Source organism: Lentzea xerophila, from assembly GCF_051094245.1.
GTDB lineage: Bacteria > Actinomycetota > Actinomycetes > Mycobacteriales > Pseudonocardiaceae > Lentzea > Lentzea xerophila.
Genome location: NZ_CP194934.1, coordinates 1,462,827 through 1,483,213 on the forward strand (window position 1 = coordinate 1,462,827; position 20,387 = coordinate 1,483,213).

Below are 20,387 nucleotides of genomic sequence, written 5' to 3' on the forward strand. Positions count from 1 at the left end.
GGCGATTCGGGCCGAAGCGGTGGCCGGACGACCGACTCACAGGCGAACTCGCCGCCGTCTCCGGAGGAGCGGCAATCAAACACAGCTTGGGGGACAAATGACCTCGCGGTGGCAACAGTCCATGATGGACAACTACGGCACACCTTCGCTTCAGCTCGAACGCGGTGAGGGCGCCCACGTCTGGGACGCGGACGGAAACCGTTACGTCGACCTGCTGACCGGCCTCGCCGTCAACGCCCTGGGCCACGCGCACCCGGCGATCGTCGAGGCGGTGTCCACGCAGATCGCGAAGCTAGGCCACACCGGCAACCTGTACGTCAACGAACCCGCGCTGAAGCTCGCCGAACGCCTGCTGGACCTCGCGGGAGAGCCGGGCAGGGTCTTCTTCTGCAACTCCGGCGCCGAAGCCAACGAGGCCGCGCTGAAGATGGCACGCCTCACCGGCCGCACCAAGATCGTCTCCACCCTCGGCGGGTTCCACGGCCGCACGATGGGAGCGCTCACGCTCACCGGCCAGGAGCCGAAGCGGGCGCCGTTCGAACCGCTGGTGCCCGGCGTCTCGCACATCCCGTTCGGTGACGTGGCAGCCCTCGAGGCCGCGATCGACGACGACACGGCGGCGTTCATCGTCGAGCCGATCCAGGGCGAGCAGGGCGTCATGATGCCGCCCGCCGGCTACCTGCAGGAGGTCCGCCGGATCACCTCGGAGCACAGCGCGCTGTTCATCCTCGACGAGGTCCAGACCGGCGTCGGCAGGCTCGGCACGTGGTTCGCGTTCCAGCAGGCCGGGATCGTGCCGGACGTCATGACCCTCGCCAAGGGCCTCGGCGGCGGCCTGCCGCTGGGCGCCACCATCGGTTTCGGCGCGGCGGGGGAGCTGTTCCAGCCGGGCCACCACGGCAGCACGTTCGGCGGCAACCCGGTGTGCTGCGCCGCCGGTCTCGCGGTGCTGGACACGATCGCCTCGGAAGGCCTGCTGGAGCACGCCTCGTCCGTGGGCAAGGAGATCGCCGCGGGAGTGGAGGCGTTGCACCACCCCGCGATCTCCGGCGTCCGGGGAGCCGGCCTGCTGCTCGGCATCACGCTGCGCGAGGCGGTCTCGGCGAAGGCCGCGGCGGCCGCGCAGAAGGCCGGTTACCTGGTCAACCCGATCCAGCCCGACGTGATCCGGCTGGCCCCGCCGCTGGTGCTGGAGGAGTCCGACGCGCAGGCCTTCGTCGCCGCGCTGCCCACCTTCTTCGAGGAGACGCCGTGAGCCCCAGGCACTTCCTGCGCGACGACGACCTGACCACCGAGGAGCAGGCCGCCGTCCTCGATCTCGCCGACACCTACAAGGCCGACAGGTTCACCGCGAAGCCGTTGGCGGGCCCCAAGTCCGTCGCGGTGATCTTCGAGAAGAACTCCACGCGCACCCGGTTGTCGTTCGAGGTCGGCATCGCGCAGCTCGGCGGCAACCCGGTGATCATCGACGGCCGGTCGATGCAGCTGGGCCGCGAGGAGACGATCGAGGACACCTCGCGGATCCTGTCCGGGTACGTCGACGCCGTGGTGTGGCGGACGTTCGCCCAGGCGCGCATGGAGGCGATGGCCAGCGTTTCGCGGATCCCCGTGGTCAACGCGCTGACCGACGAGTTCCACCCGTGCCAGGTGCTCGCGGACCTGCAGACGATCCGCCGCCGGTACGGCCGGTTGGCCGGTCTTACGCTCACGTACCTGGGCGACGGCGCCAACAACATGGCGCACTCGCTGCTGCTGGGTGGTGCCACGGCCGGTATGCACGTCCGCGTCGGCGCACCCGCCGGGTTCGTGCCCAACCCGCAGTTCCTCGAGGACGCCAAGAAGCGCGCCGCGGAGACCGGCGGTTCGGTGGCGTTGATCAGCGATCCGCGTGAGTCGGTCGACGGCTCGGACGTGCTGGTCACCGACACGTGGACGTCGATGGGGCAGGAGAACGACGGCAAGGACCGCGTCGGCCCGTTCCGCCCGTACCAGGTGAACGCGGATCTGCTGGCCGCCACCGGAAAGCCCGACTCGACGGTTTTGCACTGCCTGCCGGCGCACCGCGGCTGGGAGATCACCGACGACGTGCTCGACGGACCGCAGTCGCTCGTGTGGCAGGAAGCGGAGAACAGGCTGCACGCGCAGAAGGCGTTGCTCGTGTGGTTGCTGGAGCAGTCGTCATGACTCGCACCGCACGTCAGGGCCGCATCGTGGAGATGGTCAGCCAGCAGGCCATCCGCAGCCAGTCGGAGCTCGCGAAACTGCTTGCGGCGGAAGGCGTCGAGGTCACCCAGGCCACGTTGTCGCGCGACCTCGACGAGCTGGGCGCGGTCAAGCTGCGCGGACCTGACGGCGGTGCGCCGGTCTACGTCATCCCGGAGGACGGCAGCCCCGTGCGCGGCGTGCAGAGCGGGACCACGCGCCTGGTTCGCGTGCTGGGCGAGCTGCTGGTGTCGACGGACTTCTCGGGCAACCTCGCGGTGTTGCGCACTCCGCCGGGTGCCGCGCAGTTCCTGGCGTCGGCACTGGACCGCGCGGCGTTGCACGAGGTCGTCGGCACGATCGCGGGTGACGACACGATCCTGGTCGTGGCCCGCGAGCCGATGACCGGCGCCGAGCTCGCCGACCGGATCGCCGCGCTGGCCACGGGCTCCGTCGATGAATGACCCCGTCCATGCCGTTCTGACGTTCGACGCCGGCGTGCCGGTGGCCGTGGACGGCGAGACCGTCTCGGTCGCCGAGGCGGTCCGCGAGCTCAACTTCCGCGCCGGCGTGGTCAGGTCCAGCCTGGGCTCGGTCGCGGTGCGCGTCGCGCGGATGGCCTTGACGTCGGGTTCCGGCGAGGTCGACGTCGCGCTGTACGAGGGGCGCGTGGTCGGGCTGGTGGCCCGTTCGGAAGAATCGCTTTACGACTTCGCTAGCTGAAAGTTGCGTGTGATGAGTTCTTTGTGGGGTGGCCGGTTCGAGTCGGGACCGGCCGAGGCGATGGCCCGGCTGTCGCTGTCGACGCACTTCGACTGGCGGCTCGCGCCGTACGACATCGCCGGTTCGCGCGCGCACGCCCGTGTGCTGCACGCGGCGGGCCTGCTGTCGGACGACGAGCTGGCCGGCATGCAGAAGGCGTTGGACGCGCTGCTGGCGGACGTCGAGTCCGGCGCCTTCACCCCGGTGCTGGAGGACGAGGACGTCCACACGGCGCTGGAGCGCGGCCTGATCGACCGCGCGGGCACCGATCTCGGCGGCAAGCTGCGCGCCGGCCGTTCCCGCAACGACCAGGTGGCGACGCTGTTCCGGATGTGGCTGCGTGACGCGGCCCGTCGTGTCGCCGCCGGTGTGCTCGACGTCGTGGACGCGCTGGCCGCCCAGTCCGAGACGCACTTCGGCGCCGTGATGCCGGGCCGCACGCACCTGCAGTCCGCCCAGCCCGTGCTGCTGTCGCACCACCTGCTGGCGCACGCCCACGCGTTGCTCCGTGACGTCGACCGCCTGCACGACTGGGACAGGCGCGCGGGCTACTCCCCGTACGGCTCGGGCGCCCTGGCCGGTTCCTCGCTGGGCCTGGACCCGGCGAAGGTGGCCGCGGACCTCGGCTTCTACGCGCCCGTCGAGAACTCGATCGACGGCACCGCCTCCCGCGACTTCGCCGCCGAGATCGCGTTCGTGCTGGCCATGATCAGCGTGAACCTCTCCCGCGTCGCCGAGGAGGTCATCATCTGGACCACCGCCGAGTTCCGCTTCGCGGTGCTCGACGACGCCTGGTCCACCGGCAGCTCGATCATGCCGCAGAAGAAGAACCCGGACGTCGCCGAACTCGCGCGCGGCAAGTCGGGCCGCCTGATCGGCAACCTCGCGGGGCTCCTGGCGACGCTGAAGGCCCAGCCGCTCGCGTACAACCGCGACCTGCAGGAGGACAAGGAGCCCCTGTTCGACTCGGTCGAGCAGCTGGAGCTCCTGCTGCCCGCCTTCGCCGGCATGGTCGCGACGTTGAAGTTCGACGTCGACCGCATGGCCTCGCTGGCCCCCGCCGGCTTCACCCTGGCCACGGACATCGCGGAATGGCTGGTGCGCCAAGGCGTTCCGTTCCGCGTGGCGCACGAGGCCGCCGGTGCCTGCGTCCGCGCCGCGGAGTCCCGTGGCGTCGGCCTGGAAGAGCTGACCGACGCCGAGTTCGCCGCGATCTCGCCGGCCCTGACCCCCGAGGTCCGCTCCGTGCTGACCGTCGAGGGTTCCATCGCCTCACGCAACGCCCAGGGCGGCACCGCACCCTCCCGCGTCCGCGAACAACTGGACGCACTGGTGGCGAAGGCCGCTGCCGCACGTGAGTTCTAGGCTGCTGACCCAGGAGGAGCTGGCCGTCGACCCGGTCGACGCAGCCCATCTCCTCCTGGGCTCTTTCCTGGAAGCCGGCGACGTGCGGGTGCGCATCGTCGAGGTGGAGGCCTACCGGGGCGGCGACGACCCGGCGTCCCACTGCTACCGCGGCAAGACGCCGCGCAACGAGGTGATGTTCGGTCCGGCCGGCCACCTCTACGTCTACTTCGTCTACGGCATGCACTTCTGCGCCAACGTCGTGTCGCTGACCGACGGTGTTCCTGGTGCCGTGCTGCTGCGCGCGGGCGAAGTCGTCGAGGGCGAGGACGTCGCGTTCTCCCGGCGCCCCGCATCGCGTTCCGCCGCCGAACTGGCCAAAGGACCCGCACGGCTGTGCAAGGTCCTCGGGTTGGACCGCTCGTCCAACGGCCTCGACCTGACGTCGGTCGACTCGCCCGTGCGGCTGTACGCGGCGGAGGAGCCCGCGGTGCGGGTGTTCTCGGGTCCACGCGTCGGTGTCGCCGTGGCGATGGACGTGCCCTGGCGGTTCTGGATCGACTCTCCGGCGGTGTCGACCTACAAGAGAGGCGGCAAGCGCCGCCGCCCCTCAGCGTGAGAGCTGGTCCAGCGCTGCCTTGAACTGCCGTTCCAGCTCGGGATCCACCTCGAACACCAGCGGTACCGTGATGTCGATCTCCTCACCGGCGGTCAGCCGTTCGACCAGCGTGTCCGCCACCTCACGCAGGTCCCGTGCGACCGCGTGCATGGCCTGCAGCTGCTGGTCGGCGAACCGCGCCTGGATCCGGGCGGCCGTGCGAGCGTGCTCCTGCGCGTAGCTCGTGCCGTGGATCTTGCGCGCCCACTCCAGGATCTCGTCGAACGTCCGCACGAACAGCTCACCGAGGTGCACGATCCGGTCCGGGTTCCCCGGCACCCCGGACTGCCCGAACGCGGCCTCCTGGGTGTCCGCCGTGAAGACCGCCTCCACCGCGACCTTGACGATCTCGCCCAGCAGCACGTTGCGGTCCCGGATCAGGCCGATGCCGTTGCCGTGCTCGACGGTCCCGTTGCGCGGCGCGTACCGGAGGAAGTGCTCCCAGTATTTCGACTCCAGCTCACGGAGTCCTTGCGACACAACGGTCACGTACAGCAGGTACTCCCAGCCGCGCGGCTTCTCCCGCACGAGCGCCGCCACTGACTGAGGCGTGATCGGCGTGTGAGTGGTGAACTCCGCACGGTGCTGCGCCAGCTTCTGCACGACAGCGCGTGCGATCAGGTCGGTGTCGTGGACGCGCAGGTCCAGGAAACCGATGGTGGACGCGAGACCCGGCACCTCGGTGTCGTCGATCCGGATCGGCAGCAGGAACTCGGCCTGCTGCTCCAGCGCCCGCGCCTGAGCGGCCCGGCGCTGCAGACGTGCCCAGCGCTCGTCGACGTAGTGCCGCGACACGAACGGCAGCACGTACCGGACCCGCCGGCTGAACGTCTCCGAGGTGTGTTCGACCAGGTCGAGGCCCCATCGCTCGACCAGCTGGTCCTCGTCGTAGTAGACGGTGACGCCCAGGTCCTTCAGCCGTTGGACGACCTGGAGGACCTGGGCGCGGTCTTCGTCGGCGAAGGACGGGGCGACGTCGAACTCGTACTCCGGCACCCCGCCATTCTTTTACGGCCGCACGCTCCGGCGGTACCAGGCTCGCCGATGTCCGGACGGCAACGCGACACGAGTGATCAGGTTGGTGAGCAACGCGCCGATGACCAGCCACAGGAGAGCGGCGAGGCCCTCGTTGAGAAGGATGGCCACGGACTGGTTGTCCGAGGTGAAGAGACCGTCCAGGCCGAGGGTGATCCCGTCCGCCCAGCCGGCGACGAACTGGAAGAACCCGTTGCCCGCGTTCGCCCCCGCGATCACGAGGAAGATGTGCACCAACAGCACGATGGCGAACGTCCAGCACACGATGTCGATCACTGCGCAGACGGTTCGTACCGTCCGCACCCTGCGATAGTCGTCGTCGCGCTCCACGACCTCTTCGACGACAGGTTCGTTCACGCGCGGCATGCGTTCAGTGGGCCGCCGTAACTCGTCACGTGGCTCCGTCATGGCCACCGCATACCCGTCCGCCCACCGGGTCGAAACCCGTTGGACCAGGTAGGCGACAATGAACGCCGTGAGCGAGCACATCCTTGACGAACTGTCCTGGCGCGGCCTGATCGCGACGTCCACCGACCTCGACGCACTCCGGAAGGACCTGGACGGCGGCCCGCTCACGCTCTATTGCGGTTTCGACCCCACGGCGCCCTCGCTGCACGCCGGCAACCTGGTCCCGCTGCTCATGCTCAAGCGCTTCCAGAAGGCCGGTCACCGGCCGATCGTGCTGGCCGGTGGTGCCACGGGCATGATCGGCGACCCGCGCGACACCGGTGAGCGCACGCTGAACTCGCTGGACACCGTCGCCGAGTGGGCCGGCCGCATCCGCGGCCAGCTGGAGCGGTTCGTCGACTTCGACTCCTCGCCCACGGGCGCCGTCGTCGAGAACAACCTCAACTGGACCGGCCAGATCAGCGCGCTGGAGTTCCTGCGCGACGTCGGTAAGCACTTCTCGATCAACGTCATGCTGTCGAGGGAGACGGTGAAGCGCCGCCTCGAGGGCGACGGAATGTCGTACACCGAGTTCAGCTACCTGTTGCTGCAGTCGAACGACTACCTGGAGCTGCACCGCAAGTACGGCACCGCGCTGCAGATCGGCGGCTCGGACCAGTGGGGCAACATCGTCGGCGGGGTCGACCTGATCCGCCGTGTCGAGGGCAAGCACGTGCACGCCCTGACCGCGCCGCTGGTCACCGACGCCGAGGGCCGCAAGTTCGGCAAGTCGACCGGTGGCGGCAACGTGTGGCTCGACCCGGAGCTCACCTCGCCTTACGCCTGGTACCAGTACTTCGTGAACGTCGGTGACGCCGACGTGCTCCGCTACCTGCGCCTGTTCACCTTCCTCACGCGTGAGGAGCTGGACGAGCTGGAGAAGGAGACCGCCGACAAGCCGCACCTGCGTTCGGCGCAGAAGCGCCTCGCGCAGGAGTTCACGGACCTGGTCCACGGCGAGCGCGCGACGCAGCAGGTCATCCTGGCGTCGTCGGCGCTGTTCGGCCGGGGCGAATTGCGCGAACTGGACGCGTCGGTGCTGGAAGCGGCACTGGCCGAGGCACCCAAGGGCCAGGTGCGGCTGGCGGACGAGCCGACGATCGTCGACCTGCTGATCGCGTCGGGCCTGGCCGAGAGCCGGGGTGCCGCGCGGCGCACGGTCAACGAGGGCGGTGCCTACGTCAACAACGCGAAGGTGACCGACGAGGAGTGGAAGCCGGCGCCGGCGGACCTCCTCCACGGCAAGTGGCTCGTGCTTCGTCGCGGCAAGCGCAACAACGCGAGCGTGCACGTAGAGCTCTGACCTGCACGTTCAGGTCACCGGAGGCCGTCGATCCCACTGGGGATCGACGGCCTCCGGCCTTTCTCGGTGTGATCGCGGTCACAGTGTGTGCGGTTCCGGGCTGCGATAGCGTGGTCGGAGGGTCCTGTACGGGGCTGCTGACCTGCGGTTTCTTAACCGCGGGTGGCTGGGGCGCCCCCGATTTGACCCTCAGTTGGCGTGCGTGTAACTTTCTCTCTGCCAGCGCGGAACGGGCCGGGAACACCGGAACGGAGCGCGGCGGGGGTCACGAACCAAGCTTCCACGGACCGTGGTAGAGTGGGTGACCGCGAAACGATGAAGACCCAGCCGGTAGCTCTTCTGAGCTCAGAGGCCAAGGGCGTCGGAAGTTTCAAACAACAAGCTTACGTACGACACAGCCTCGGATCGAGTCGCCATACGGCGGCTCGTGATGATGAGCGCGTGTTCTTTGAGAACTCAACAGCGTGCCGAAACACAGCCAGTAATATATGAATTACCTCCTCGTCGAGGTAGTTCCTTTGAGAAGATAGATGCCAGACATATTCCGTCTGGAGCGATCACACAATCCTTATTGGAGAGTTTGATCCTGGCTCAGGACGAACGCTGGCGGCGTGCTTAACACATGCAAGTCGAGCGGTAAGGCCCTTCGGGGTACACGAGCGGCGAACGGGTGAGTAACACGTGGGTAACCTGCCCTGTACTCTGGGATAAGCCTTGGAAACGAGGTCTAATACCGGATACGACCTGGGATCGCATGATCTTGGGTGGAAAGTTCCGGCGGTATGGGATGGACCCGCGGCCTATCAGCTTGTTGGTGGGGTAATGGCCTACCAAGGCGACGACGGGTAGCCGGCCTGAGAGGGTGACCGGCCACACTGGGACTGAGACACGGCCCAGACTCCTACGGGAGGCAGCAGTGGGGAATATTGCACAATGGGCGAAAGCCTGATGCAGCGACGCCGCGTGAGGGATGACGGCCTTCGGGTTGTAAACCTCTTTCAGCAGGGACGAAGCGCAAGTGACGGTACCTGCAGAAGAAGCACCGGCTAACTACGTGCCAGCAGCCGCGGTAATACGTAGGGTGCGAGCGTTGTCCGGATTTATTGGGCGTAAAGAGCTCGTAGGCGGTTTGTCGCGTCGGCCGTGAAAACTTGGGGCTTAACCCCAAGCCTGCGGTCGATACGGGCAGACTTGAGTTCGGCAGGGGAGACTGGAATTCCTGGTGTAGCGGTGAAATGCGCAGATATCAGGAGGAACACCGGTGGCGAAGGCGGGTCTCTGGGCCGACACTGACGCTGAGGAGCGAAAGCGTGGGGAGCGAACAGGATTAGATACCCTGGTAGTCCACGCCGTAAACGGTGGGTGCTAGGTGTGGGGGGCTTCCACGCCCTCTGTGCCGCAGCTAACGCATTAAGCACCCCGCCTGGGGAGTACGGCCGCAAGGCTAAAACTCAAAGGAATTGACGGGGGCCCGCACAAGCGGCGGAGCATGTGGATTAATTCGATGCAACGCGAAGAACCTTACCTGGGCTTGACATGGACTAGAAAGCTCTAGAGATAGAGCCTCCCTTGTGGCTGGTTCACAGGTGGTGCATGGCTGTCGTCAGCTCGTGTCGTGAGATGTTGGGTTAAGTCCCGCAACGAGCGCAACCCTCGTTCCATGTTGCCAGCGGGTAATGCCGGGGACTCATGGGAGACTGCCGGGGTCAACTCGGAGGAAGGTGGGGATGACGTCAAGTCATCATGCCCCTTATGTCCAGGGCTTCACACATGCTACAATGGCCGGTACAAAGGGCTGCTAAGCCGTGAGGTGGAGCGAATCCCATAAAGCCGGTCTCAGTTCGGATCGGGGTCTGCAACTCGACCCCGTGAAGTCGGAGTCGCTAGTAATCGCAGATCAGCAACGCTGCGGTGAATACGTTCCCGGGCCTTGTACACACCGCCCGTCACGTCACGAAAGTCGGTAACACCCGAAGCCCGTGGCTCAACCCGCAAGGGGGAGAGCGGTCGAAGGTGGGACTGGCGATTGGGACGAAGTCGTAACAAGGTAGCCGTACCGGAAGGTGCGGCTGGATCACCTCCTTTCTAAGGAGCATCTACCAGTGTTCTGAGCGAACGTCTCAGCGCTGGTCAGAACCTGCACTCGCTTAAGCGAGGTAGGGCTCATTAGTGGATGCTGGCTGGCTAGACGTCCGGTTGCCGGATGAGTGAGTACTGCAGGTTCGCCTGCGTGGAAAGGTCATCGGGGGGCTGGGTGAACAGATCGGTACGCTGTTGGGTCCTGAGAGAACACGTGAGTGTCTTTCAGTGATCGGTCATCAGACGCGGATGAACCACCTGGCTTTGGTCAGGCCGGCGTTCGCAGTGGTTCTGGTGGGTCTGATTGTTCTTTGAGAACTGCACAGTGGATGCGAGCATCTTTGTAGCAAGTTAGTAAGGGCATACGGTGGATGTCTTGGCACCAGGAGCCGATGAAGGACGTAGGAGACTGCGAAAAGTCTAGGGGAGCTGTCAACCGAGCTGAGATCCTAGAATTTCCGAATGGGGAAACCCGGCCCCAGTCATGTGGGGTCACCCATACCTGAACACATAGGGTATGTGGAGGGAACGCGGGGAAGTGAAACATCTCAGTACCCGCAGGAAGAGAAAACAACCGTGATTCCGTGAGTAGTGGCGAGCGAAAGCGGATGAGGCTAAACCGCGTCTGTGTGATACCCGGCAGGGGTTGCATTCGCGGGGTCGTGGGACCTCTTGGCTAGTTCTGCCGAGCTAGCAAACAGTCAGAAAACGCATCGTTAGAGGAACGTGTCTGGAAAGCACGGGCGTAGAGAGTGAAACCCTCGTACTCGAAAACGTAGCGTCTGTTTAGAGTGTTCCCAAGTAGCAGCGTACTCGTGAAATTCGCTGTGAATCTGGCGGGACCACCCGCTAAGCCTAAATACTCCCTGGTGACCGATAGCGGACTAGTACCGTGAGGGAAAGATGAAAAGTACCCCGGGAGGGGAGTGAAATAGTACCTGAAACCGTGTGCCTACAATCCGTCGGAGCCTTTAGGGGTGACGGCGTGCCTTTTGAAGAATGAGCCTGCGAGTTAGTGCTACGTGGCGAGGTTAACCCGTGTGGGGTAGCCGTAGCGAAAGCGAGTCTGAATAGGGCGCTTGAGTCGCGTGGTCTAGACCCGAAGCGGTGTGATCTAGCCATGGCCAGGGTGAAGCGCGGGTAAGACCGCGTGGAGGCCCGAACCCACCAGGGTTGAAAACCTGGGGGATGAGCTGTGGTTAGGGGTGAAAGGCCAATCAAACACCGTGATAGCTGGTTCTCCCCGAAATGCATTTAGGTGCAGCGTCGTATGTTTCACCGCGGGGGTAGAGCACTGGATGGTCTAGGGGGCCCACAAGCTTACCGAAATCAACCAAACTCCGAATACCGTGGTGTGAGAGTGCGGCAGTGAGACTGCGGGGGATAAGCTTCGTAGTCGAGAGGGAAACAGCCCAGAACGCCAGCTAAGGTCCCTAAGTGTGTGCTAAGTGGGAAAGGATGTGGGGTCGCACAGACAGCCAGGAGGTTGGCTTAGAAGCAGCCACCCTTTAAAGAGTGCGTAATAGCTCACTGGTCAAGTGGTCCTGCGCCGACAATGTAGCGGGGCTTAAGCACACCACCGAAGCTGTGTCATTTCGAGCTTGACTCGGGATGGGTAGGGGAGCGTCGTGTAGCGGTTGAAGCGGCGGAGTAATCCAGCCGTGGACGCTATGCGAGTGAGAATGCAGGCATGAGTAGCGAAAGACGAGTGAGAAACTCGTCCGCCGGATGACCAAGGGTTCCTGGGCCAGGCTAATCCGCCCAGGGTAAGTCGGGACCTAAGGCGAGGCCGACAGGCGTAGTCGATGGACAACGGGTTGATATTCCCGTACCCGTGTGAACGCGCCCATGATGAACCTTGTGATACTAACCGCCCGAAGCACCAGCGAAAACCCTTCGGGGTCTAGCTGACTGTGGAGCGCGGGACCTGAACTTGTAGTAGTCAAGCGATGGGGTGACGCAGGAGGGTAGCTCCGCCAGTGAGTGGTAGTACTGGTGCAAGCGTGTAGGGAGTCTGGTAGGCAAATCCGCCAGGCATATATCCTGAGACGTGATGCGTAGCCGATTGAGGCGAAGTAGAGTGATCCCATGCTGCCGAGAAAAGCCTCTAGCGAGCTTTCACGCGGCCCGTACCCCAAACCGACACAGGTGGTCAGGTAGAGAATACCGAGGCGATCGGGCGAACTGTGGTTAAGGAACTCGGCAAAATGCCCCCGTAACTTCGGGAGAAGGGGGGCCGTAGCGCTTGAAGCCTCTTGCAGGCTAGGGCGAGACGGCCGCAGAGACCAGCGAGAAGCGACTGTTTACTAAAAACACAGGTCCATGCGAAGTCGCAAGACGATGTATATGGACTGACGCCTGCCCGGTGCTGGAACGTTAAGGGGACCGGTTAGTCCTTCGGGGCGAAGCTGAGAACTTAAGCGCCAGTAAACGGCGGTGGTAACTATAACCATCCTAAGGTAGCGAAATTCCTTGTCGGGTAAGTTCCGACCTGCACGAATGGCGTAACGACTTCTCGACTGTCTCAACCACAGGCCCGGCGAAATTGCATTACGAGTAAAGATGCTCGTTACGCGCGGCAGGACGGAAAGACCCCGGGACCTTTACTATAGCTTGGTATTGGTGTTCGATTCGGCTTGTGTAGGATAGGTGGGAGACTGTGAAGCGCTGACGCCAGTCAGTGTGGAGTCATCGTTGAAATACCACTCTGGTCGTATTGGATGTCTAACCTCGGTCCGTGATCCGGATCAGGGACAGTGCCTGGTGGGTAGTTTAACTGGGGCGGTTGCCTCCCAAAGAGTAACGGAGGCGCTCAAAGGTTCCCTCAGCCTGGTTGGCAATCAGGTGTCGAGTGCAAGTGCACAAGGGAGCTTGACTGTGAGACTGACGGGTCGAGCAGGGACGAAAGTCGGAACTAGTGATCCGGCCATGGCTTGTGGAAGCGTGGTCGCTCAACGGATAAAAGGTACCCCGGGGATAACAGGCTGATCTTCCCCAAGAGTCCATATCGACGGGATGGTTTGGCACCTCGATGTCGGCTCGTCGCATCCTGGGGCTGGAGTAGGTCCCAAGGGTTGGGCTGTTCGCCCATTAAAGCGGTACGCGAGCTGGGTTTAGAACGTCGTGAGACAGTTCGGTCCCTATCCGCCGCGCGCGTAGGATACTTGAGGAAGGCTGTCCCTAGTACGAGAGGACCGGGACGGACGGACCGCTGGTGTGCCAGTTGTTCTGCCAAGAGCATTGCTGGTTGGCTACGTTCGGAAGGGATAACCGCTGAAGGCATCTAAGCGGGAAGCTCGTTCCAAGATGAGGTATCCCACCCTTCGTGGGTTAAGGCCCCCAGCTAGACCACTGGGTTGATAGGCCAGAGGTGGAAGACCGGTAACGGTTGGAGCTGACTGGTACTAATAGGCCGAGGACTTGTTACAAAGACGCTACGCATCCACTGTGCGGTTCTGGGAGAACAACCAGGACTGATCGAGCCCTGTTGTTCGGGGTTTTGGTTGAATATTTCCATAGTGTTTCGGTGGTTATAGCGTTGGGGAAACACCCGGTCCCATTCCGAACCCGGTAGTTAAGCCCTTCTGCGCCGATGGTACTGCACTGGTTACGGTGTGGGAGAGTAGGTCGCCGCCGAACTTCTTCCCTGAAGGGGCTTGTGATTGCGGGGCACAACAATAGTGCTCGCTCACAAGCCCCTTTCAGCGTGTCCATAGGAGGATTAGGTGTCCAGGTTCGGGGAACGTCCCGGCGACCGTCAGCGTGGCCAGGGAGACCGACCGCGCCGTTCCGAGGGTGGCCGTCCAGCAGGCGATCGAAAGTTCAGCAGCAACTCCCAGCGTGGTGAAGGCTCCGGCGACCGCACCAACAGCGGTGACCGTCGAGACAACCGCGCCGGCTCAAGCGACCGCGGCGGCTATCGCGGTCAGGGTTCCAGTGACCGTGGTGGTTACCGCAAGGACGACTCCGGCGACCGCGGTGGCTACCGCGGCGACCGTTCGAGCGACCGCGGTGGCTCCGGCGAGCGTGGCGGCTACCGGGGCGAACGCTCCAGCGGCGGCTCCAGCGGCGCCGGCCGCGGCCAGGGTTCCGGTGAGCGCAGTGGCTTCCGCAGCGACCGGCCCGGCTACCGCAAGGACGATTCCGGTGACCGTGGCGGTTACCGCGGCCAGGGTTCCAGTGACCGTGGCGGTTACCGCAAGGACGACTCGAGCGATCGCGGTGGTTACCGCAAGAGCGAGCCCGGCGATCGCGGTGGATATCGCGGCGACCGCGCCGGATCTGGTGATCGCGGTGGTTACCGCAAGAGCGAGTCCGGCGACCGTGGCGGCTACCGCGGCCAGGGTTCCAGTGACCGTGGCGGTTACCGCAAGGACGACTCGAGCGATCGCGGTGGTTACCGCAAGAGTGAGTCCGGCGATCGCGGTGGATATCGCGGCGACCGCGCCGGCTCTGGTGACCGTGGTGGTTACCGGGGTCAGGGTTCGAGCGACCGCGGTGGCTACCGCAAGGACGACTCGGGTGACCGTGGTGGCTACCGCAAGAGCGAGTCCGGCGATCGCGGCGGCTACCGCGGCGACCGCGCCGGAACTGGCGATCGCGGTGGTTACCGCAAGAGCGACTCCGGTGATCGTCCCGGCCACCGTGGCCAGGGCTCCGGCGACCGGGGCGGCTTCCGTTCGGACCGCGGCAGTGACCGCGGCAGTGACCGTGGAAGTGACCGTGGCGGCTACCGCAGGGACGACCGCGGCGATCGCCGCGACTCCCGTCCGGCTCGCGACAGCCACCGCAACGACGAGCGTTCCGGCCCTCAGCGCGACGACCGTCGTGACGAGCGCAGCCGCGAGCGTGCGGCGCGGTTCCAGGGGCGTCAGCCAGAGCAGGACGTCACGGCCAAGGACGGCACCGACGTCGAGGCCGCCGGCCAGGACGTGGCGGGTGCCGCTGAGGTGACCCCGGCCGCCGAGCGCGCCGGTTACCGCCTGGGCGACGGCGCCGCGGCCACCCGAGCCGCTGCCGGTCGCGAGTCCGTCGCCGGCACCGAGCCTGCCAACGCCGAGCCGGCCGACGCCGAGTCCAAGGTCGCCGAGTCCGAGGTCGCCGTCGAAGGCGACGCGGGTGAGGTCGCCAAGGCCGACGTCAACACCAACACCAACACCGACGTCGATGCGGACGATCGCGACGCTGCCGACGAGCCTCGTGCCGAGGCCGGCGACGCGGAGCAGCGTGACGAGGCGCCCGCGCCCCGTGGCGGACGGCCCGAGCTTCCCGAGGAAGCCGACCTGTCGCTGCTCGACCCGGAGATCAAGCTCGAGCTGCGCAGCCTGCCCAAGGGTCTCGCGGAGATCATCGGCAGGCACCTGGCCGCGGCTGGGCTGCTGATCGACGAGGACCCGCAGCTGGCGCTGGAGCACGCGCGGTACGCGCGGAGCAAGGCTGCTCGCGTCGGTGTCGTGCGGGAAGCGGCGGGTCTGACCGCCTACTTCGCGGACGAGTGGGCCGAGGCGCTCAGCGAGTTGCGGGCCGCGCGCCGGATGATGCCCGGACCGGGCCACCTGGCGATCATGGCCGACTGCGAGCGGGCGCTCGGGCGGCCGGAGCGGGCGATCGACCTCGCCAAGGACCCGGCGGCCAAGGAGCTCAGCCAGGAGGACGAGATCGAGCTGCGGATCGTCGCGGCCGGCGCTCGTCGCGACATGGGGCAGCTCGACGCGGCCGTGATCGCGCTGCAGGGTCCGGACCTCGATCCGGGGCAGCGCACTCCCTACTCCGCGCGGCTCTTCTACGCTTACGCCGACAACCTGGCCGCGGCCGGTCGCACCGAGGAAGCGGTCAAGTGGTTCCTCAACGCCGCCGAGGCTGACGACGAAGGGGAGACCGACGCCGCCGAGCGTGCGTTCGAGCTCACCCAGGAGGAGACCCCGGAGCAGTGAGCGACACGTTGGTCGACCGGTACGACGCATTGCTGATCGATCTCGACGGCACCGTCTACCGCGGGTCCGAGGCCGTGCCGGGTGCCGCTGAGGCGATCGCGGCGGCCAGGAGCAAGGGCGTCGGGATCCGGTACGTCACCAACAACGCTTCACGCTCACCGCAGATGGTGGCTGATCACCTCGTCGAGCTCGGGTTCGACACGAGCGTCGACGAGGTGAGCACCTCCTCCCAGGCGGGCGCGGCCATGCTCGCCGAACGCCTGCCCAGGCGATCCACTGTGCTCGTGCTCGGCACCAAGGCCCTGGAGGCCGAGGTGTTCAAGCGCGGACTCATCCCGACCGACACCGCCGAAGGCGCGGTGGCGGTCCTGCAAGGCCTCAGCATGGACCTCGGCTGGCGTCAGCTGGCCGAGGCCGCCGTGGCCATCCGCGCCGGTGCGCTGTGGGTGGCGTGCAACGTCGACGCCACCCTCCCCACCGAACGCGGTCTTCTGCCAGGCAACGGCAGCCTCGTCGCGGCGCTGCGGACCGCCACCGACCAGGAGCCGCTCGTCGCCGGCAAGCCCGCCACCCCGCTGTTGCAGCAGGCGGCGAAGGATCTCGGCGCGCACCGGCCGCTGGTGGTCGGCGACCGCCTCGACACGGACATCCTGGGCGCGGTCAACGCGGGCATGGACTCGTTGCTCGTGCTCACAGGTGTGTCCACGGAGCAAGAGGCGCAAGCGCTTCCGGTTGAGCAAAGGCCCACGTATGTCGGCGCGGACCTGTCGGTACTCCATCGGCTACCGTAAGAGGAGTGAGCTACCCCCTGCCCGGACCGCCGCCCAACCCGGCTGACGCCATCGACGGCGCGCTGGCGAGGCTCGACGGGCTTGAGAACGTTCCCCTCGACGAGCACGTGGCGCGGTTCGACGCCGTGCACGCGACGCTCACCGACGCACTGTCGAGCATCGACAAGGTGTGATGCACAGTGCCTCGCAGGGTGCGGCTCGACGCCGAACTCGTGCGCAGGGGACTCGCCAGGTCCCGTGAGCACGCCAGCCAACTCGTCGCGGACGGCCGCGTCACGGTGCGCGGCACCGTCGCGACCAAGCCCGCGACCGCCGTGGAGACCTCCGACGCGGTCGTCGTGAAGGACCTCGGCAACGACCCGAACTGGGCGTCCAGGGGCGCGCACAAGCTGATCGGCGCGCTCGAAGGCTTCAAGATCGACCCCACCGGCAAGCGCTGTCTCGACGCCGGCGCGTCCACCGGCGGCTTCACCGACGTGCTGCTGCGGGGTGGCGCACGGCAGGTCGTCGCGGCCGACGTCGGGCGCGGTCTGCTCGACTGGAAGCTGCAGACCGACGACCGGGTCGTGGTGAAGGACAAGACCAACGTCCGCACCCTCACGCCCGAGGACATCGGCGGCCCGGTTGAACTCGTGGTGGCCGATCTTTCGTTTATCTCGTTGAGGCTTGTGCTCCCCGCACTGGCCGCGTGCCTCGACGAGGAGGGCGACCTGCTGCCGATGGTTAAGCCGCAGTTCGAGGTCGGCAAGGAACGCCTCGGCTCCGGTGGCGTCGTGCGCGAGCCTGAGCTGCGCGCCGAAGCCGTGCTCGACGTGGCCGGCGCGGCGGCGGAACTGGGGCTGGCCGTGCACGGGGTCGTCGCGAGCCCGCTGCCCGGTCCTTCCGGCAACGTCGAGTACTTCCTCTGGCTGCGCAAGCGCGACGCCGTCGACCCTGCGGAGATGGTGCGCACCGCCGTCGAAGAAGGGCCCCAATGAGGGAAGTCCTGCTGGTCGTCCACACCGGCCACCAGAGCAACATCGATCTCGCCCGTCAGGTGGCCGGCCGGCTCGCGGTCGGGGGCATCACGACGAGGGTGCTCGACGACGAGGCGCGTGACCTCGGCCCGTCGTGCTGCACCAAGGTCGTGCCCGCCGACGACCACGCGGCCGAGGGCACCGAACTGGTGCTGGTGCTGGGCGGTGACGGCACGCTGCTGCGCGGCGCCGAGCTCGCCCGCCCGGCGCGGGTGCCGGTGCTGGGCGTGAACCTGGGCCGCGTCGGGTTCCTCGCCGAGGCCGACTCGGACGCCTTGCACGAGGCCGTCGGCCACGTGCTGGAGCGCGACTACTTCGTGGAAGAGCGCATGACGCTCGACCTCGTCGCGACGGTGGGCGGCGAGGTCGTCGCGAAGACCTGGGCGCTCAACGAGATCAGCGTCGAGAAGCTGATCCGCGAACGCATCCTGGAGGTCGTCGTCGAGGTCGACGGACGTCCGGTGTCGGCGTTCGGCTGCGACGGCGTGCTGTGTGCGACGCCGACGGGCTCGACGGCGTACGCGTTCTCGGCCGGCGGACCTGTCGTGTGGCCGGACGTGCAGGCGATCCTGGTGGTGCCGAGCAACGCGCACGCGCTGTTCGCGCGGCCGCTGGTCGTCTCGCCGAAGTCGCACGTGGCGTTCGAGATCGAGGCGACAGGGCACCCGGCGGCACTGTCCGCGGACGGCCGGCGCACGTTCGAGCTGCCCGCGGGCGCGCGGATCGAGATCGTGGAGGGCGAGGTGCCGCTCAAGGTCGTGCGGCTGCGCCAGGCTCCGTTCACGGACCGGCTGGTCGAGAAGTTCGACCTGCCGGTGAAGGGATGGCGGGGACCATCGGCAGGCTGATCGCGCCGCTCGGCGCATCGGCACTCGCCCGCTACGGTGCCCCCACAGAGACGCCCCATCCGGAAATGTCGGACCCGACAAGTAAGGTTCGCCCTGTGCTGGCCGAGATGCGCATCAATGGCCTTGGCGTGATTGACGAGGCCACTCTCGAACTCGATCCCGGATTCACCGTCGTCACCGGTGAGACGGGTGCGGGCAAGACCATGGTCGTGACCGGGTTGCACCTGCTCGGCGGTGGCCGGGCGGAAGCGTCCCGTGTGCGCACCGGTGCCGACAAAGCGGTGGTCGAAGGCCGCTTCCAGGCTCCGGCGGGCAGTCCTGCCGCGAAGGTGGCGGAGGAGGTCGGCGGTGAGGCGGACGAGGACGGGTCGCTGATCGCGATCCGCACCGTCGGCGCCGACGGCCGCTCCCGCGCCCACGTCGGTGGCCGCTCCGTGCCCGTCGGCGTGCTGTCCGAACTGGCCGAGCAGCTGATCGCCGTCCACGGCCAGAACGACCAGCTGCGCCTCATGCGCCCGACCGAGCAGCGCGGCGTCCTCGACCGCTTCGCCGGCGACGACGTCGCCGAGCCCCTGCGCGCGTACCAGGCCGTCCGCGAGGAGTGGCTGCGCGTCTCGACGGAGCTGCGCGAGCGCACCGAACGTTCCCGCGAGCTCGCCCGCGAGGCCGACCTGCTGCGCCACGGCCTCGGCGAGATCGACGCCGTCGACCCGAAGCAGGGCGAGGACGCCGAGCTGCACGACGAGGCCCGCCGGCTGGCCGACGCCGATCAGTTGCGCGAGGCCGCCCAGGGCGCGCAGTTCGCGGTGTCCGGCTCGCTGGAGGGCGACCTGGACAACCCCGGTGCGCTCGGGTTGATCTCCGAGGCCGCCCGGCGGTTGTCGGCGTCCGAGGACCCGAAGCTGCGGGAGTTGGAGCCGCGGCTGGTCGAGGCGGCGACGTTGCTGGCCGACGTCGGGGCCGAGATCTCCGGGTACCTGGACCACCTGGAAGCCGATCCGGGCCGCCTCGAATCCGTGCTGCAGCGCCAGGCCGAGTTGAAGGCGCTGACCCGCAAGTACGCGGCCGACGTCGACGGCGTGATCGCGTGGGCGGCCGATGCCCGGGCCCGGCTGGACGGGTTGGACACGTCCGAGGAGGCTCTGACCGCTCTGGCGAACCGTCGCGACGAGCTGGCCACGGAGCTGGCCTCGCTGGCCGAGCGGGTCACCGCCGCGCGCGTCGAGGCCGCTCTGGAGCTGGGCAAGGCCGTCACCGAGGAGCTGGACGGGCTGGCGATGCCGCACGCCTCGGTGGAGCTCGCCGTCCGTCCCCGGCACGCCGAGGCCGGAGACGCGCAGGCGCTCGCCGTCGGCCGCTCGATCCTGCACGCCGGGACTTCGGGCGTCGACGACGTCGAGCTGCGGCTGATCTCGCACCCCGGTGCACCGGCGCTGCCGGTGCACAAGGGCGCGTCCGGCGGTGAGCTTTCGCGGGTGATGCTGGCGTTGGAGGTCGTGCTGTCGCACTCCGACCCGGTCCCCACTCTCGTCTTCGACGAGGTCGACGCCGGGGTCGGCGGCCGGGCCGCGGTCGAGGTCGGGCGGCGGCTGGCTCGGCTGGCCCGGTCGCATCAGGTGATCGTGGTGACGCACCTGCCGCAGGTGGCCGCTTTCGCTGATCGGCACCTGGTGGTGGACAAGTCCGCCGACGGGACTTTCACGCGGTCCGCCGTGCGGAGGCTGGACGAGACGCAGCGGGTCGTCGAGCTGGCCCGGATGCTCGCCGGGATGGATTCGACCGATACCGGGCGGGCGCACGCCGAGGAGCTGCTGGCCGCGGCCAAGGCGGACAAGACCGCTGCTCCCGTGGTGCGGCGGAGGAAGAAGAAGTCCTGACGACGCCTTGCCGGCGGCGCGCTGCGTCGCGGCTTCGCGTGAGCCTGGGTTGCCTCCGGCTTCGCTGTACCTGAACCCCTGCTTCCGCCGAT

Annotated in this window: 15 protein-coding genes and 3 rRNA genes; 16 read left to right on the plus strand and 2 right to left on the minus strand. The window is 66.9% G+C overall.

Features of this window, described 5'->3' with window-relative positions:
• Window positions 1-97: 97 nt before the first annotated feature.
• From ACRSBM_RS07210 to ACRSBM_RS07235, 6 genes are read left to right on the plus strand one after another with little or no spacing between them, the layout of a single operon-like run.
• A complete protein-coding gene (locus ACRSBM_RS07210; RefSeq protein WP_434440866.1) occupies window positions 98-1,255 on the plus strand; it encodes an acetylornithine transaminase in 1,158 nt (385 codons plus the stop codon).
• Window positions 1,252-2,184: an ornithine carbamoyltransferase gene (gene argF, locus ACRSBM_RS07215; protein WP_434440868.1), complete on the plus strand. Its 933-nt coding sequence runs from the start codon at window positions 1,252-1,254 to the stop codon at window positions 2,182-2,184. Before ACRSBM_RS07210 ends, argF begins: the two co-directional genes overlap by 4 nt.
• On the plus strand, window positions 2,181-2,666 hold the full coding sequence (locus ACRSBM_RS07220) for an arginine repressor (RefSeq protein ID WP_434440870.1): 486 nt from the start codon (window positions 2,181-2,183) through the stop codon (window positions 2,664-2,666). The genes argF and ACRSBM_RS07220 overlap by 4 nt, the downstream gene beginning before the upstream one ends.
• Entirely contained in the window at window positions 2,659-2,925 is a 267-nt protein-coding gene (locus tag ACRSBM_RS07225; protein ID WP_434440872.1) for an argininosuccinate synthase, read from the plus strand. The genes ACRSBM_RS07220 and ACRSBM_RS07225 overlap by 8 nt, the downstream gene beginning before the upstream one ends.
• Window positions 2,926-2,937: 12 nt before the next feature.
• On the plus strand, window positions 2,938-4,329 hold the full coding sequence (gene argH / locus ACRSBM_RS07230) for an argininosuccinate lyase (RefSeq protein ID WP_434440874.1): 1,392 nt from the start codon (window positions 2,938-2,940) through the stop codon (window positions 4,327-4,329).
• Window positions 4,319-4,927, plus strand: coding sequence for a DNA-3-methyladenine glycosylase (locus ACRSBM_RS07235; protein ID WP_434440878.1), 609 nt, complete (start codon window positions 4,319-4,321; stop codon window positions 4,925-4,927). Before argH ends, ACRSBM_RS07235 begins: the two co-directional genes overlap by 11 nt.
• Here ACRSBM_RS07235 and ACRSBM_RS07240 read toward each other — a convergent pair.
• Together ACRSBM_RS07240 and ACRSBM_RS07245 are read right to left on the minus strand one after the other, a co-directional pair.
• The gene (locus ACRSBM_RS07240) at window positions 4,919-5,962 is read right to left on the minus strand and encodes a TIR domain-containing protein (protein ID WP_434440880.1); all 1,044 of its coding nucleotides are present in this window, start codon (window positions 5,960-5,962) and stop codon (window positions 4,919-4,921) included. The genes ACRSBM_RS07235 and ACRSBM_RS07240 overlap by 9 nt on opposite strands.
• Before the next feature lie 12 nt (window positions 5,963-5,974).
• On the minus strand, window positions 5,975-6,367 hold the full coding sequence (locus tag ACRSBM_RS07245; protein WP_434440882.1) for a hypothetical protein: 393 nt from the start codon (window positions 6,365-6,367) through the stop codon (window positions 5,975-5,977).
• A gap of 109 nt (window positions 6,368-6,476) precedes the next feature.
• Between ACRSBM_RS07245 and tyrS the strand changes: the two genes are divergently transcribed.
• The 10 genes from tyrS (at window position 6,477) to recN (ending at window position 20,295) form a co-directional block, all read left to right on the plus strand.
• Complete coding sequence (gene tyrS / locus ACRSBM_RS07250) at window positions 6,477-7,751, plus strand: tyrosine--tRNA ligase (RefSeq protein ID WP_434440883.1); 1,275 nt, start codon at window positions 6,477-6,479, stop codon at window positions 7,749-7,751.
• 568 nt (window positions 7,752-8,319) lie between these two features.
• Window positions 8,320-9,836, plus strand: a 16S ribosomal RNA gene (locus ACRSBM_RS07255).
• A 338-nt stretch (window positions 9,837-10,174) separates the two neighbouring features.
• Window positions 10,175-13,258 (plus strand): 23S ribosomal RNA (locus ACRSBM_RS07260).
• 94 nt (window positions 13,259-13,352) lie between these two features.
• Window positions 13,353-13,469 (plus strand): 5S ribosomal RNA (rrf, locus tag ACRSBM_RS07265).
• Together the 16S, 23S and 5S rRNA genes form the textbook arrangement of a ribosomal RNA operon.
• Before the next feature lie 86 nt (window positions 13,470-13,555).
• Window positions 13,556-15,763, plus strand: coding sequence for a hypothetical protein (locus ACRSBM_RS07270; protein WP_434440885.1), 2,208 nt, complete (start codon window positions 13,556-13,558; stop codon window positions 15,761-15,763).
• Window positions 15,760-16,554: an HAD-IIA family hydrolase gene (locus ACRSBM_RS07275; protein ID WP_434440887.1), complete on the plus strand. Its 795-nt coding sequence runs from the start codon at window positions 15,760-15,762 to the stop codon at window positions 16,552-16,554. The genes ACRSBM_RS07270 and ACRSBM_RS07275 overlap by 4 nt, the downstream gene beginning before the upstream one ends.
• Window positions 16,555-16,559: 5 nt before the next feature.
• Complete coding sequence (locus ACRSBM_RS07280) at window positions 16,560-16,727, plus strand: hypothetical protein (RefSeq protein ID WP_167980346.1); 168 nt, start codon at window positions 16,560-16,562, stop codon at window positions 16,725-16,727.
• Between the two features lie 6 nt (window positions 16,728-16,733).
• The gene (locus ACRSBM_RS07285; RefSeq protein ID WP_434440889.1) at window positions 16,734-17,531 is read left to right on the plus strand and encodes a TlyA family RNA methyltransferase; all 798 of its coding nucleotides are present in this window, start codon (window positions 16,734-16,736) and stop codon (window positions 17,529-17,531) included.
• Window positions 17,528-18,418 (plus strand): NAD kinase, encoded by an 891-nt coding sequence (locus ACRSBM_RS07290; protein WP_434440891.1) that lies wholly within the window; start codon window positions 17,528-17,530, stop codon window positions 18,416-18,418. Before ACRSBM_RS07285 ends, ACRSBM_RS07290 begins: the two co-directional genes overlap by 4 nt.
• 95 nt (window positions 18,419-18,513) lie before the next feature.
• The gene (recN, locus tag ACRSBM_RS07295; RefSeq protein WP_434440894.1) at window positions 18,514-20,295 is read left to right on the plus strand and encodes a DNA repair protein RecN; all 1,782 of its coding nucleotides are present in this window, start codon (window positions 18,514-18,516) and stop codon (window positions 20,293-20,295) included.
• Window positions 20,296-20,387: the final 92 nt, after the last annotated feature.